Raw genomic sequence first — 15205 nt, forward strand, 5'->3', positions numbered from 1 at the left:
TGGTTGGTGAGTGGGAAATCAGATGTTCATCATTGCTCATTAACGGGAACGGAGGCCTTGCCGAGTTTCACCGACGGCTCGCGCGCCCACACCCGCAATTTGCCGAGTTCGAACACGAAGGCCGCCAGTCCCTCCTCCCCTGGCAAAGGCAGCACCCCCTCATCCATGGCGTCCGCAATTCCCGCTTTTTCCAGAAGCGGCAGCGCCGTCTGGTCGTAGCCGATGAATTTGCAGTGCTGGAACGCGTCGGCGACGAAATCCCGCGCGGTTGCTTCCTTGATCAGTTCATCGACGGCCGCCGCCGATGTCAGCAGCGCCACCGCATCGAAAAGCACCGAAGGACCGCCGTCGATCATATGATGTGCCTCGATGAAGGCGCCGTCCGACGCCGTCACTCCGCCAACCTTCGGCGCGATCAACTCGAAGGCGGCTTTTTCGGCCGTTACCGCCTTGGTCAACCCCTTCAGCAGTTTTGCATCCACACCGTCGGTGATAAGAATACCGAGCTTGCGACCCTCGAACCGTTTGGGCCCACGCTGAACGATACTGAGCGCCGGCGAAGGCTCCAGATCCTGACGGGTCGGCATGGCCGCATCCGCGGGCTTCGGCATGGCTTGCAGGCCGAGCTTCTGCGCTACCGTTGCAGCGAGCGTTTCATCGATATTGAGAAGATGTGCGACCATCCTCTCACGGATGACCGGTGTTTCCACCTTGCTGAGTTCGAAGGTGAGCGCCGATGCGATATGGCGTTGTTCAGGCGGCGTTTGGCTAATGTAGAACTGGCGCGCCTGGCTGTAGTGATCGGCAAAACTTTCCGGCCGCAGCCTTGCCTTGGACCCCTGCTCTTCAGCGGGGAAATGCTGGAAACCACGCATCGGCGATTCCCTTGGACCCTCTCCGAAAGAATTCGGCTGATAATTGGCCCGTCCGGTCGGGTTGCGCACCGCCATATGGCCGTCCTGCTGGAAATGTGCGAAGGGACACTTGGGCGCATTGATGGGCAGATGTGTGAAGTTTGGCCCGCCAAGACGCTTCAACTGCGTATCGAGATAGGAAAAATTCCTGCCCTGCAGCAGCGGATCATTGCTGAAATCGATGCCCGGCGGAACGTTCTGCGTCATGAACGCCACCTGTTCGGTCTCGGCAAAGAAGTTGTCCGGCATACGATCGAGGACGAGCCGGCCGACCGGTTTGGGCGCCAATATCTCCTCGGGGATGATCTTGGTGGGGTCAAGGACGTCAAAATCGAAACTGTCGGCGAAGTCCTGGTCGAAAAGCTGCACCTGCAACTCCCACTCCGGGAAATTGCCGGACTGGATTGCAGTCCAGAGATCACGCCGATGGAAATCGGGATCGGCGCCGTTGATCTTGACCGCTTCATTCCACGCCACCGATTGCAATCCGAGCTTCGGCTTCCAGTGAAACTTCACGAAGCTCGATTCTCCCTTCGCATTGATGAGGCGGAAGGTGTGTACGCCGAACCCCTCCATAAACCGAAAGGAACGCGGAATAGTCCTGTCCGACATGATCCACATGACCATGTTCATGCTTTCGGGCGTCAGGCTGATGAAATCCCAGAAGGTGTCATGCGCCGTTTGCGCCTGCGGAAACGCGCGGTCGGGCTCCTGCTTGGCGGCATGAATGAGGTCCGGAAACTTGATGGCATCCTGAATGAAGAAGACGGGAATGTTGTTGCCGACTAGGTCCCAATTTCCTTCCTTGGTGTAGAGCTTCACGGCAAAGCCGCGCACATCCCGCGCGAGATCGGCCGAGCCCTTGTTGCCGGCCACCGTCGAGAACCGCACGAAGGCAGGAGTCTTTTCACCGGCCCGCTGAAACAAATCAGCCTTGGTGTGGGCGGCAAGGGAGTCATAGGTCTCGAAATAGCCATGCGCGCCGTAACCGCGGGCATGGACCACGCGTTCTGGAATTCGCTCGTGATCGAAATGGAAAATCTTCTCGCGGAAATGAAAATCATCCACGAGAAGCGGCCCGCGAGGACCGACCCGAAGGGAATTCTGGTCGTCGGCAACCGGCCCGCCCTGCGCGGTCGTCAGCACGGGTTCGTCGCCAGAGGCAATCTGGTGCAGCTCGCCTCCTTCTCCCCGAACAAGCCTCTGGTCGTGGATGGCAGCGGATGATGAGGTGGAATCTGATTTTCTGGCCATGTCAGCTCCTGCAAGGCGTTGCCCAGGGACCATGGCGGAACCAGGCCCCTGGAGGACGGACGTTCTCGTTAAATTGCCGAGCGGCGATAGCGGTTACGCTCCTGTTCTATGTCTTCCGCCGCGTAGGGTCTCGACGTCTCGTCGAAGCCTGTCCAGCCCTGTTCGCGGTAGGACGAGCGGCGTTCCGCAGGATCGACCCAACCCTGCCGCTTGAGGACGGCCTCGGCCTCCGGCACGAGGTCCTCTTCCACGCGGGCGGTTACCAGTGTGCCGCCCCTGCGCACCCCTTCGACGTAAAGATTGGCGTCCTCCTCGGAAACACCCGAGCGGGTCATGGCTCCGATCAGCCCCCCGGCCGCACCGCCGGCAACGGCGCCGCCCGCTGCCCCGAGGGCGGTTGCGGCAAGCCAACCGGCTGCAACCACCGGCCCCACTCCCGGGATTGCCATCAATCCAAGCCCAGTCAGCAGACCGCCGGCGCCACCGACAAGCGCGCCGATGCCAGCACCGGCGCCGGCGCCTTCGGCAGCATTGGAATCGGAATCCTCTCCATGTCGCCTGTCGGCGTTGCTGGCCACAACGCTGATATCGCTTGACGGCACGCCCGCTCTCTCCAGTTCGGAAACGGCAGCGCTCGCATCATCATAGTCATCGAAAAGTCCGGTTACGGTTTTCATGTCACTTCTCCCAAATCCTGCGCGCCTCACTTGGCGACGACGTTGCCCTGATAATCGAGCGCGATGGCGACGGTCTTGCCGCCCTTCAAGCCCGATGCCATCCACACGCCCTTGTCATCCTTCGTCAGGTTCTTGACCTGCGTGTAACCGGCATCTTCCATCCTCTGCCTGGCCTGCGCCTCGGTGAAGCTATTGGCGCCCTCCACCGGGGCCGTGGGATTATTGGCGCCCGGCGTGGCGACAGCAGGCGTATCGCCACCAGGATTGGCGGTTGGCGCCTGCTGGGCCAATGCAGACATCGCACCGCCTCCCAAGAGCAACGCAACGAAAACAATTTTCCTCATCTGGATTTTCCCTCCGCTTGAATCATTTGAAGCGCGCCCCGTTTCGGAAGATTTCCGCGAGAAAACGGGAAATCCGGCTCCGGTTCGGCATGGACGCCTTTCGAACAAACAGACACGCAGAGAGTTCCGAAAAAATTGTCGATGGCGGAAAATGCCGTCTCGCACGGTGGTCGCTACAGCAGCGACTTCAAGATCGCGTCTTGCCAAACAGCGCTAATATGGCGCGTCTTCGCTCAAAGGTCGTGACAGCATTGAGTGTTAGCGGTTCCAGACGAGATAAGTTCGCGGAAGGTCCGGTAAATAAGCCCTCAGGTCTCGCTACGCGGATAAGACGCGGTATCATCGTCATTCGGTGACCGGCTTTTGGCTGTGCCGCATTCCTGCCTTGGGGTTGTGCCGAGGCAAGTTGATCCACCAATGGAGGATCTTGGCTCCTGATCCAGGGGGCACGGGCAAAGACATACCCTGTTGCGCTCAATCCAACTTTCTCGGGGTGCTGTTGGCTGTCAGCTGCAGCAGAGGCCCGGCGGGTCCTGCCTCGATCCCTCTTGAAGACGTTCTGCAACGGCTGCAACCTTGCCGTAAGACAGCATTCGTCCCTGCTCATCGGTTTCGTCCAGAAATGCATCCATGCGCTCCAACGCCCTCTTGCAGACGCTGGAAGGCTGACCAAGCCATATGGGCGTCCCGAAAAACAACATATCGGCACCGAGTATTTCTTCCCGGACAGCCGGCCATGCATCGCCCTGCCCTTCGTCGGAAGTGACGCCGGGTTTGATGTCATGATCGGCCAGCCTGATCATTTCGGTTTTAATGCCAAGAATGTCCAGTTCCTCGATTATCAGTCCCAAAAGGCTTTCCGTGGATGACTTGTCGGCTGATGCCGACGGCTTGAGTGTTGCGTTCAAAGCAAGTGCTGTGAGTAGCATGATCGCTCCTTTGTTCGCGAGATTTCTCCGCTTTACTATGCCTTTGGCCGACACTGATGGTGACGCAAACCGGCCCAACATTGCCTGCAAACAGTGGCTTGGAGGGCACGTTGCGTTTCACGGCTCTAACAAGGCAGGAAGTCAGTAGTTCCGAACTGGCCGGTCACTTTGCCCCGCCCCTGCTGGTTACGTGAGGAAACGCTGGGGGCAACTAGTGCCAGCGATTGACGTAGAATGCGGAGATTGAACGCAACAATATCCGCACAATTGCGGACATTGCGCTTGCTGTTGCTGTTCACGGTGCAGAAGACGCTGTCGCCGTTAAAGGACGGCGCCCTGATCATTCTGACCAGCTCTACCAGTATCTCCGGCACAGCGGCCTTGGCGGTCGTGCTCGGAAACTTCGTGGCTTGAAGATTGCGGAACTTACTGTGCTCGCGACAGTTTGGTCACGCCCGATCCGTTAATCATCCAAGGAAGTTATCGATACCGCTCAATCACCGCACTGCAGCATCGTTGAGGTCAACCTGTCCGCTACACCTGCTTTGAACCGCACCGTTTTCACGGGCGTTGCGATTTGCGGTAGGAGCTGGGACGTAGAATTGAACGGGACCTCTCGTCTCATTCACGCTGTGCTCAACGAGGAATAGGCCATGGACTGGATTCTGACGATTGCGACGCGGTCGCTCTGATCTTGAACCATCACTGTTTTTCCATAAGGCATCGCGGCTCGGCCGATCTCATTAAGTCTAGCGGGGATGCGCAGACTTGACCGATACCAGGAGGCAAACCATGACGAACTGTTCGCCCGCTGCGATACATAGAATAGTCATCATCAGCGATTTTCAGGATGGTAAGCCCGATCACTCCGGTGTCCAGAGCGTTGAGTGGTTTCGCAATCAATGGCTTGCGGGCTCCCGGGGAAATCATCCACATCCATCACAATCATCAAAACCGGTGGAGGTTAATGGCGGCTATATTGAGCGCTTACCCCTTGCCGCCCTTAAAACAGGACTGGTGAATTGCGCCGAGATATGGACGCACTGGCGTGGAGAAACGCCTCCAAGGGACACGATCCTTCCCGGTTCCCATCTGAGGCGCCGAATGTTCAGGATGAACGGTGGGAACGCACCTTTTTCGTCAAACGATATGATCGGTCACATTGAGGCCTTCGGGGTGCCGTCAATTCTCTGCGTCTGGGGCCTTGGCGTCGATGAGAATATTCTCGAGGCGTGCCGGGGCAGCTACAAAATCTACAATTCGATCGATGCGCCGGCGCTGCGAGTGCCGTTTGAGGTCAGCCGTCATTTCGATCTTGTCCTGACGGGCGCTGAGTGGCAGTCGGAGGAGGTACGCGCACGCCATCCCGACATAGCGACCGCGATCATGCCAATCGGTCCGGAATTTGCGTCCGAACTGACTTTCCGACCCTTGGGCCTGCGCAAAATATACGACGTGATCTATGTTGCCGCAGCCCAACCATACAAACGGCACGACATCCTGTTTGCGGCTCTCGACAGGATGCCTCGCTCGCTACGCACGCTCTGCGTTTGTGGTTATGGAGAAATGATCGGTGACTTGCACCGCAAGGCCCGGGATCTGGGAATAAATGTCGATTTCGTTGATCCCCCGGGAGTCGCCTTCGCCGAAGTCAATCGACTGATGAACATGGCGCGGATGGGCGTCGTCTGCGGGGTTGACGACGGCGCGCCTGCGATCCTCACCGAATATATGCTGGCTGGCATTCCGGTTCTCGCCAATAGTCGATTGAGCTGCGGGCTGCAATACATCACGCCGGATACCGGCAGCACAGCAGCCCCTGAGGAATTTCACGAGGGGATAAGCAGCATGCTTGGACGACTTGATTCCTATCGGCCCCGTGACGTCGTCCTCGCGAATTGGACGTGGCCGCACAGCATTCAAAAGCTTGAACGCATCCTGAGTAACTATTAGCCGGATTGTTTTTTACGACATCTCAGGAACTGTTGGGCTGACCGGTGGTTCGAAGACCGTCAATGTGACGTGCGCTTTATTGCGAGGTGTTTGATGAACCTGCTAAACTCCCACCCGCAATCGGCCAATGTCGGCGTGCCGACCAATTCTCCCATCATCTGTTTTTCCCATCTTAGATGGGATTTTGTTCTGCAAAGACCGCAGCACCTGATGCAGCGCTTCTCACGCGAACGGCAGGTATTCTTTTTCGAGGAATTCATTCCGACCGACCATCACCTTGCTTATCTTGAAATCCATTCGTTTGAAGGAACCAGCGTCAAAGCGATCCGTCCTCGCATTCCTCACTGGTGGAGCGCCGAGGAGCGCGACGCGGCACTAGGTCGGCTTCTGGACGAACTGCTGGAATTGCATGGCGGCAGGAAACCGATCCTTTGGTTCTACACGCCCATGATGTTCGGTTTTGCAAAACACATCGATGCCGCAGCAGTAATCTATGATTGCATGGATGAGCTTGCCAACTTCAAACACGCTCCACCGGAAATCAAGGACGCCGAGCAGGCGCTAATTAGACGGGCGGATGTGGTTTTCACAGGTGGCATCAGCCTTTATGAGGCAAAGAAGAACCTACACGATAACATCCACCCCTTCCCATCCGGCGTCGATACCGGTCACTTCTGCGCGGCGCGTGGGTACATCGACGAGCCAGCCGATCTGTCGGCCATTCCCCATCCCCGCCTCGGCTATTACGGCGTAATCGACGAACGGCTCGATCTTGACCTTATCGGCAGGGCGGCGGCGGCCCGCCCGGACTTCTCATTCGTTTTTGTCGGCCCCGTTTTGAAGATTTCACCCGCCGACCTGCCAAAGGCCCCGAATATCCACTATCTTGGTCAGAAGGCTTATGAGGACCTCCCCGCCTATCTCAGCGGCTGGGATGTGGCGCTGATGCCTTTTGCCATAAATGATGCGACGCGTTTCATCAGTCCGACCAAAACCCCGGAATATCTTGCGGCGGGATGCCCCGTCGTCAGCACGCATATTACAGATGTTGCACGCGGTTACGGCGATGTCCGCGGCGTTTTTATCGCCAACGGCACCGGTGATTTCGCGTCCGCCTGTGACGCAGCACTTGCCATATCAAGAGGTGGCGACCCTTGGCTTCAGGCGGTGGACGAGGTCCTTGCGCGTTCATCCTGGGACGCAACATTCGACGCCATGTCACTTCTGGTCAACAGGGCGGTCACGAACATCGGCATGCCGATTGTTACCCCGGACAGATCGTTTCTCAGACAGGCTCGCCGCGATAAACCGCAGACTTACGACTATCTCATCGTCGGCGCGGGATTTGCTGGATCAGTCCTGGCCGAACGTCTGGCCGCAGACGGGGACAAGAAAATCCTCCTATGCGACAAGCGGCCTCATATCGCCGGCAACGCCTATGATCATTACGACGAGGCAGGTATTTTGGTTCATAAATATGGGCCGCACATCTTCCATACCAACAGCGAAGACATCTTTGCCTATCTCTCCCGGTTTACGGCATGGAGGCCCTACGAGCACCGAGTTCTTGCGCAGGTCGGCGATCTACGCCTTCCCATACCGATCAACCGCACGACGCTGAACGCGCTTTATGATCTTGATCTCGCAAATGAAGCTGCGGCTGCCCTTTTCCTCGCGGATCGAGCGCAGCCATGTGATCCTATCCTGACATCGAGGGATGTCGTCATATCGCAGGTCGGACGAGAACTCTACCAGACGTTCTTCGAGGGATACACGCGAAAACAATGGGGCCTCGACCCATCGGAACTCGACCGTTCCGTCACCGCACGCGTGCCGACCCGCACGACCGTGGACGACCGTTATTTCCTGGACCGGTTTCAGGCCATGCCGCGCGACGGTTATACCCGCATGTTCGAGCGCATGCTCGACCACGAGAACATCACCGTCATGCTCGGCACAGATTTCGCCGACATCAGGCATGCGGGCCTTGCAAGACATACGATCTTTACCGGCCCGATCGATGAATATTTCAACCACCGCTTCGGCCATCTTCCCTACCGCAGTCTGGAATTTCACCATGAGACCCATGATGTCAGACGGATGTTTCCGGTGGCTGTCATCAACTATCCCTCGCAGGACGTGCCCTATACGCGGGTGACGGAATACAAGCATCTAACCGGCCAGGTCCATCCGAGAACGAGCATCAGCTACGAATATGCCTGTGCCGAGGGCGACCCCTATTATCCTATTCCTCGACCGGAAAATCAGGCCCTCTACAAACAATACGAGGCTTTGGCCCGCAAACAGGATGACGTGACATTCGTCGGACGGCTTGGCACCTACAAATACTACAATATGGATCAGGTTGTAGGTCAGGCTCTCGCGACCTACAGACGTCTGCGGTCACAGCGGGTTGGCAGCGGGGATATGGTCGATGCCCAGGGTGACTGACAGGCCCCGCATCGTTCTTGCAACCGACAGCCTCGACCCATCCGGAATGGGAGAGCACATGCTTGCGCTCGGTCGGGCGCTGTCAAGCCGTTGGGACGTAACGCTGTCCCTGATCTTCGAGGACAAGGCCGGTCTGTTGCCCCGTGCGGCGCGGTACGGGCTAGGTGTGAAACTGGCCGCAAATCATAGCGAGTTTCACGCATGGCTCGCAAAGACAGATATCAGCCTTCTCCATGTCCACGCAGGCATCGGATGGGAAGGGCATGACCTTGCCACGGCAGAAACCGTCAATAGAATTCCCATCATCAGGACGGAGCATCTTCCTTATCTTCTGACCGACCCGAATCAGCAGGAGCTTTACCGGCGCGAGACCCGACACATTGCCCATCATATCGTCGTGTCCTCTTCGTCGATGGAAAGTTTCCGCCCCCACATCGCGCCCACACAATTGACCGTCGTGCGCAACGGCATTTTTCCACTCAGCCCGGCCGGTTCATCGTTCCAGCTGAAGCAGGACCTCGGCCTCTTGGGTAAGACGGTCCTTCTGACCGTCGCCCGCTTCACGGCGCAGAAGGACCACGCGAAGCTGCTGCATGCATTGCCGGAAGTCCTGCAATCATATCCGTCGCTCGTGCTGCTGCTGGTGGGATCGGGCGAGGAACAGCAAAATGCGGAAAGGCTGGCGGCGGAACTGGGCATCGATGACCACGTACGTTTCCTCGGTCAGAGATCGGATATCGCTGCGATCATGGGCGTCGCCGACCTCTTTGTGCTTCCGTCGCGCTTCGAAGGGCTGCCGATTGCCGTGCTGGAGGCCATGTCGCTTGGCCTGCCCGTAGTTGCAACGCGTGTTGGAGGAACGGTTGAAGCGCTGGGGAAAGACCATGCCTTTTTTGCGGAACCCGATCTGCCCGCCTCGCTGGCGTGCACCATCATAGAGGCACTGAGCGATCCTCGTCGTCTGGCCGCCGCTGGCGATATGGGCCGCGAGCGTTTCCAGAAACACTTCTCCGCTGACCGGATGGCAGCGGAGACCGGCGCAGTCTACGAGCGGGTGCTCGGAAGGCGAGAAACGCAAAATCAAAAGGACAGTTCCATGCAGAAGACACGCCTCGCCTTCATCGGCGTCGGTGGCATCGCCCAGCGGCACCTCGACATTCTGGCCGATTTTGATGACGTCGAGCTTGTCGGTTTCGCCGACCCCGATATCGCACGGGCGGATCAGGCGGCGATGCGTTTCGGCGCGAAGTCCTTCCAGCATCACCGCGACATGCTGGATGCTGTTCTGCCGGACGCCGTATACGTTTGCATCCCACCCTTTGCTCACGGGGAGCCAGAGCATGATCTGATCGAGCGGGGCATCCCTTTTTTCGTCGAAAAGCCCGTTTCACTCAACATTGAAACAGCGCAGGAAATTGCTGCAGGCGTCGCGCGCAAGAATCTGATCACGGCGGTCGGGTATCACTGGCGTTATCTCGACATTATAGACGAGGCCCGTGGTCTTCTGGCCGAAAATCCTGCTCAGCTCCTGTCCGGTTACTGGCTTGATTCAACGCCGCCGCCTCAGTGGTGGTGGAAGCAGGACCAATCCGGCGGGCAAATGGTGGAGCAGGCGACACATCTTCTCGACCTCGTCCGCTTTCTTGTCGGTGAGGTGACCGAGGTTTATGGCCGCGCCGGACACAAGGACCGACCGGAGTTCCCCGGCCTCGACGTGCCCACCGTTACCACTGCAAACCTGACTTTCGAGACGGGCGTGGTGGCCAATATCGCCTCCACCTGCCTGCTCGGCTGGAATCACCGTGTCGGCCTCCACATTTTTGCTGACCGGCTGGCCATAGAGCTGACCGACAGGGATATCATGGTGGATGTGGGACAGGGACGCCCCGTGCGCGGCGCAGATGGCGACCCGGTTTGGCGCGAAGACAGAGATTTTATCGACGCCGTGCGTGGCGGTGAAAACTGCATTCGCTGCCCCTATGCAGAAGCCCTAGCCACGCACCGTCTCGCTCTTGCGGTCATGTCATCGGCAAAAAGCGGGGAACCTGTCCGTCTTGAAAAGCCGGATTTCGTGCGCGTGCAACCAGCCCCCTTGCAGTTCCAGCCGCGCCCGGAAGCACCACAGGGGCTGCCGCACGGCCACCGCCACGTGCGGTCGCTCGGGGTCGAAGCGCCGGGTCGGGCCTACTTCTTTGGTTATGACGAAGGTCCGCCAGCCGATGGTCAGTTTCGGCTCGATACTCTTTATACCGGTCTTTCCGCAGGAACCGAGCTGACGTTTCTGAAGAACACCAATCCCTATTTCCGCTCCCGTTTTGACCATGGTCGCGGTGTGTTCATCGAAAACGAGCCGGACCTGCACTACCCTGTGCCGTTCCTCGGATACATGGAGGTCGCCCGCGTATCGCAGTCTCACGCAGCAGGAATTGCATCAGGGGATATCATCGCCTCGGCCTACGGTCACAAAACCGGCCATACGGCAGACCCTTTCCACGATGTGCTAGTCGCCCTGCCGCCGACTCTCGATCCGCTGCTGGGCATCTTTGTTGCGCAGATGGGCCCGATTGCGGCAAACGGCATCCTTCATGCCGATGCGGAAGCTTTTGGCGTGAATGTGCCGGCGCTGGGTGCGGGGGTCAAAGGACGCCCCGTAATCGTCATCGGGGCAGGCACCGTAGGGTTGATGACAGCACTGTTTGCCCGAGAGCTTGGCGCCTCCGACGTTATCATCACCGACCCGTCCGATTTCCGTCGCGGAAAAGCCGAAGCCATCGGCCTGACCGCAATGAGCGAAGAGCAGGCATGGCAGCACGCCAAGGCTCGCTGGCACGACGGCACGATGGGGCGTGGCGCAGATATCGTATTTCAGACCAGAGCACATCCCGGAAGCCTGCACACGGCGCTGAAAGCCCTGCGACCACAGGGAACCGTGATCGACCTTGCCTTTTATCAGGGCGGCTCCGATCATCTGCGGCTAGGCGAGGAATTTCATCACAATGGCCTCAATATCCGGTGCGCGCAGATAAACCGCGTGCCGCGTGGGCTTGCGCCGCTCTGGAACAGGGAACGACTGGCACGCGCAACCGTGGATCTCCTTGCCGTTGAGGGAGCCTTGATCCGCGAACACATGATCACGCATGTCATCGCCATGGACGAGGCCCCGGCCTTTCTTGCCGATCTGGTCGAAAACAGACCGGACTTTCTGCAAATCGTGTTCCAGGTGAGCGAATGATTGCCGAACAAGCGCCTTTAAGGATACTGTTCGTTTTCGCCTGGCTGGTCGTCGGCGGAGAGGAAACGGAAGTCCAGCTACTCGCCAAGCACCTAGACAGGAAGCGATATCGCATTGACGTCGTTGCCTGCTTTCGCAAACCGGGCATGCCGGAACAGACGCAGGCACAGCTGCGCGCGCTCGGGGTTGACGTTGACACCACGCCTTACAGCCTCTCGTTCGACGATACGGTTGCCTATCTCGCCAGCAAGATTTCCGGCTACGACATCGTGGTTTCCTGCCAAAACGTTGCCGACATCTATCCGGCGCTGGAGCGCCTGCACCTGCGCCCATTGCTTATCGAACATGGTGGCCTTGTCTCGGAGGCGCTTGCAGGGCCGAAACATTTCACCAGCCGTTATGTCGGCGTCTGCCGCACGATCCGCGATGCCGCTGCCTCCCACATGCCAGGCCGCGAAGCGTGCGCCATCGAAATTCCCTCGATGGTCGATCTGTCGGCCTTTGACCCGACACAAAGAGGCCGGATGCGCCGCAGTCTCAACATCACCGACGATCAGATCCTCATCGGCTGGGTCGGCCGCCTCGATCCGAAAAAGAACGTCGAGGATTTCATCGACGCGGCAGCAATCGTCAGCCGTGCCCACGCCCGCGCGCGCTTCGTCATCGTCGGTGGGCCTGATGCCTTCCTGCCGCAATACGCGACCACATTAAAGGAATTGGCCGGAAAACATGGGCTTTCCGACGTCCTTCAATTTCTGGGCGACCGAAAAGACGTCGCCGATCTTCTCGCAGCCTTCGATATTTTTACATGGCTTTCCCGCGGCGAAGGCATGCCACATGTGATCGCGGAAGCAGGCGCCGCAGCCCTTCCCGTCATCTCAACGCCGGACAACGGCGCGATGCAGCAGATTGAGGACGGTGTTTCGGGCCTGTTCGTACCCTATGACGATCCCGTTGCTGTTGCCGAAAGGATCAGTTTTCTCATTGCCTCTGGCACGCTCCGGCGCTCCCTCGGCTCCGCATTGCGGCGAAAAGTGGAGGCGACCTATTCCGTCGAAGCGGTGATACCGCTTTGGCAGCAATTGTTCACGGAGGTGGATAAGGAGCGCAAAGCCGCCGGACCGACGGGATTGTTCCAATCTTTCCTGCAAGGTGGTTTCGAGTGCTCAACCCATCGGCTTCCGCTAAGGGACGGAGAGCTCAACGGCCGGCGGCTTGATATGATTTCTACGATCAATCACGACATAAATGCCGCACGGGATTATCGCCAGCTTGCCGAATTCGGTATCCACACGGTGCGTGATGGCTTTCGCTGGCATTTGATCGACGGTGCCGGCGAATACGACTGGTCCAGCATTCGGCCGATGCTGCGGGCGGCAAAGGAGACGGGAACGCAGGTTATCTGGGATCTGCTGCATTATGGCTGGCCCGACGATCTGGACATCTGGTCGCCGCGGTTCGTTGATCGATTTGCACGCTATGCGGCAGCTTGCGCCCGTGTGGTTAGTGAGGAAAGCGACGACGTTCCATTCTATTGTCCTGTCAACGAAATTTCGTTTTTTGCCTGGGGCGGAGGCGATGCGGGATATCTAAACCCGTTTAGCCGCGGTCGTGGCTTCGAACTGAAAGTGCAGCTGGCACGAGCCGCGATTAGCGCCATGGAAGCAATCCTTTCCGTCGATACCAGCGCCCGATTTGTCCATTGTGATCCTGTCATCAACGTCATCACCGATCCATCGCGCCCCTGGGAGGCCGGCATAGCGGAAGGGCACCGCCAGTCCCAATTTCAGGGCTGGGACTTGATCTCCGGCCGGATGTGGCCGCAGATCGGCGGCGATGAGCGTTATCTCGATATCGTCGGCGTCAACTACTACTTCAATAACCAGTGGATCCACGGCGGGCCGCCGGTCGATATCGGCCATCCCCTATACAAGCCGCTAAGTAAAATTCTCATCGAGACCTATTCGCGTTATGGCAAGCCCATGCTAATCGCTGAAACCGGTACGGAGGGAGGACGAAGGGCATCTTGGTTTGAATATGTCTGCGCCGAAGTGCAGATTGCCATGCAGTACGGCGTTCCACTTGAGGGTGTGTGCCTTTATCCGATCGTCAATCACCCAGGATGGGACGACGGCCGACTGTGCGAAAACGGGCTTCTTTCCACCGAAATCACCGCATCGGGCCGGGCGGCGTATGCCGCCCTGGCAGCCGCAATCAAACTGGCGCCATTCAGGGCTTGATCGATCACGCGCCCGTCAACTTCACCAGAGTTGTCGTTGTCGATGCGCTGAGCTGTCTCGCCAGCCCGACCATGCAGTAGCTCCGGGGGTGAGCAAGTATCATTTCTGGAAGGCGGGACGCACTGTCCGGGTGAGGTCGCCGTTCTCGACTTTAATCTCGGTCGGGGAAAGGTGACTGTCGACGACCTGAGACTGAAAGCACTGGGCGTTCCGGTCGTATTGGTGAGCGCAAGCGACGCCGCCGCGTTCTCAAGATATTCCGTGCTCAACGGTACCGATATTGCGGAAAGCCGACAGATCCAAAACGTCTGGGGCCAAGTTTGCGCACGACGGTGTCGGCAGCCGAGACTCAGCGTTCCGAGCACGATTTGCAAATGACGACGAGAGGCTGGTCAACTGGCACGGTTCCATCTCCATGCCGACCAGCGGTCAACGACGCTCGCTCCGTACCTTAGCAGCCATGTCGCTGGAGACATGAAAATTTATGCCTCGTTTTGATCAATGGCGCGATTGTCTTGATCGGGAACCCGTTGGCGCGCCAGTTCATCGAGCGCACAGCCGCAATCCGCGGCCTCATAGTCGGCTACTGCTTGCTTCTCGCGAACTCGGCTTTCTCAGTTCCGTCGGCTTCTGGGGACTGGCAGCATTAATGGTTGTTTTCACGATCGGAGAGATTCTCTTCGTGCCCTGCGAGTACAAGGCTGTCGAGGGTATCTGGCACGACCGTAGCAGAGGCAGCTATTTGGCGCTCACTCGTTCTCGAGCATCGTAAATTTAAAGGACCGACGCTAGGCAGCGCCGTGCCTGGTGGCTTTGGCGGTGATAAAAACAATCACCACGCGCTTGTCCGACGCTCTTGGAAGGCACCGAAGCGAATGCGGTTGTTGATTTTACGGTGCACGCGTCCGGTTGTTGCTCGCCTGAGCTTACGGCTACGATCGTGGCTTACTCGTTGGCATCGGCAGGTTCAGCCGGATCGAAATGTCCCCCGGCGGACACGTGATGCTGCCGCCACAACAGGCTGCTCTGATGGGGTGAAAGCTCCATCCGATGGGTTGGCGCTCTATGCACATCGCCGACCCGGTCGCGCAGGCAAGCAAAGCGATATCGACCAATGGTAATCCGCTGGCGCGATATCAGCCCCTAATCCCGCTCGCTGACGCAATCAACGTCGCTACATCGGCGGTCGCCTGCGCCAGCTTCGTGCCGCG

Annotated in this window: 8 protein-coding genes and 1 pseudogene; 5 read left to right on the forward strand and 4 right to left on the reverse strand. The window is 58.4% G+C overall.

Translation table 11 applies throughout. The features are described 5' to 3' along the window. Positions 1–29 precede the first annotated feature (29 nt). From catE to CRP02_RS02390, 4 genes and pseudogenes are all read right to left on the reverse strand, one after another. Positions 30–2168, reverse strand: a complete 2139-nt coding sequence (catE, locus tag CRP02_RS02375) for a catalase C (RefSeq protein WP_097170104.1) — start codon at positions 2166–2168, stop codon at positions 30–32. A 68-nt stretch (positions 2169–2236) separates the two neighbouring features. Beyond that, positions 2237–2845, reverse strand: coding sequence for a general stress protein (locus CRP02_RS02380; protein WP_097170105.1), 609 nt, complete (start codon positions 2843–2845; stop codon positions 2237–2239). Between the two features lie 26 nt (positions 2846–2871). Then, the gene (locus CRP02_RS02385) at positions 2872–3189 is read right to left on the reverse strand and encodes a hypothetical protein (protein ID WP_097170106.1); all 318 of its coding nucleotides are present in this window, start codon (positions 3187–3189) and stop codon (positions 2872–2874) included. 560 nt (positions 3190–3749) lie between these two features. After that, positions 3750–4118 (reverse strand): annotated as a pseudogene (locus tag CRP02_RS02390) (flavodoxin family protein); the annotation flags it as partial. Between the two features lie 243 nt (positions 4119–4361). Here CRP02_RS02390 and CRP02_RS27805 point away from each other — a divergent pair. From CRP02_RS27805 to CRP02_RS02410, 5 genes are all read left to right on the forward strand, one after another. Next, positions 4362–4532 (forward strand): hypothetical protein, encoded by a 171-nt coding sequence (locus CRP02_RS27805; protein WP_323455310.1) that lies wholly within the window; start codon positions 4362–4364, stop codon positions 4530–4532. 378 nt (positions 4533–4910) lie between these two features. Beyond that, positions 4911–6071, forward strand: coding sequence for a glycosyltransferase (locus CRP02_RS02395; protein WP_097170108.1), 1161 nt, complete (start codon positions 4911–4913; stop codon positions 6069–6071). 93 nt (positions 6072–6164) lie between these two features. Beyond that, positions 6165–8522: a UDP-galactopyranose mutase gene (glf, locus tag CRP02_RS02400; RefSeq protein ID WP_097170109.1), complete on the forward strand. Its 2358-nt coding sequence runs from the start codon at positions 6165–6167 to the stop codon at positions 8520–8522. Beyond that, positions 8515–11754, forward strand: a complete 3240-nt coding sequence (locus tag CRP02_RS02405) for a glycosyltransferase (RefSeq protein ID WP_323455328.1) — start codon at positions 8515–8517, stop codon at positions 11752–11754. The genes glf and CRP02_RS02405 overlap by 8 nt, the downstream gene beginning before the upstream one ends. Continuing rightward, positions 11751–13994, forward strand: a complete 2244-nt coding sequence (locus CRP02_RS02410) for a glycosyltransferase family 4 protein (RefSeq protein ID WP_097170111.1) — start codon at positions 11751–11753, stop codon at positions 13992–13994. The genes CRP02_RS02405 and CRP02_RS02410 overlap by 4 nt, the downstream gene beginning before the upstream one ends. The last annotated feature ends 1211 nt before the right edge of the window (positions 13995–15205 follow it).

It is taken from the genome of Rhizobium sp. AN5, from assembly GCF_900215255.1.
GTDB classification, from domain to species: domain Bacteria; phylum Pseudomonadota; class Alphaproteobacteria; order Rhizobiales; family Rhizobiaceae; genus Agrobacterium; species Agrobacterium tumefaciens.

Bases quoted from the DNA above. Each gene is read 5' to 3' on its own strand.
- catE (WP_097170104.1), bottom strand. From the start codon at position 2,168: ATGGCCAGAAAATCAGATTCCACCTCATCATCCGCTGCCATCCACGAC.
- CRP02_RS02380 (WP_097170105.1), bottom strand. From the start codon at position 2,845: ATGAAAACCGTAACCGGACTTTTCGATGACTATGATGATGCGAGCGCT.
- CRP02_RS02385 (WP_097170106.1), bottom strand. From the start codon at position 3,189: ATGAGGAAAATTGTTTTCGTTGCGTTGCTCTTGGGAGGCGGTGCGATG.
- CRP02_RS02395 (WP_097170108.1), top strand. From the start codon at position 4,911: ATGACGAACTGTTCGCCCGCTGCGATACATAGAATAGTCATCATCAGC.
- glf (WP_097170109.1), top strand. From the start codon at position 6,165: ATGAACCTGCTAAACTCCCACCCGCAATCGGCCAATGTCGGCGTGCCG.
- CRP02_RS02410 (WP_097170111.1), top strand. From the start codon at position 11,751: ATGATTGCCGAACAAGCGCCTTTAAGGATACTGTTCGTTTTCGCCTGG.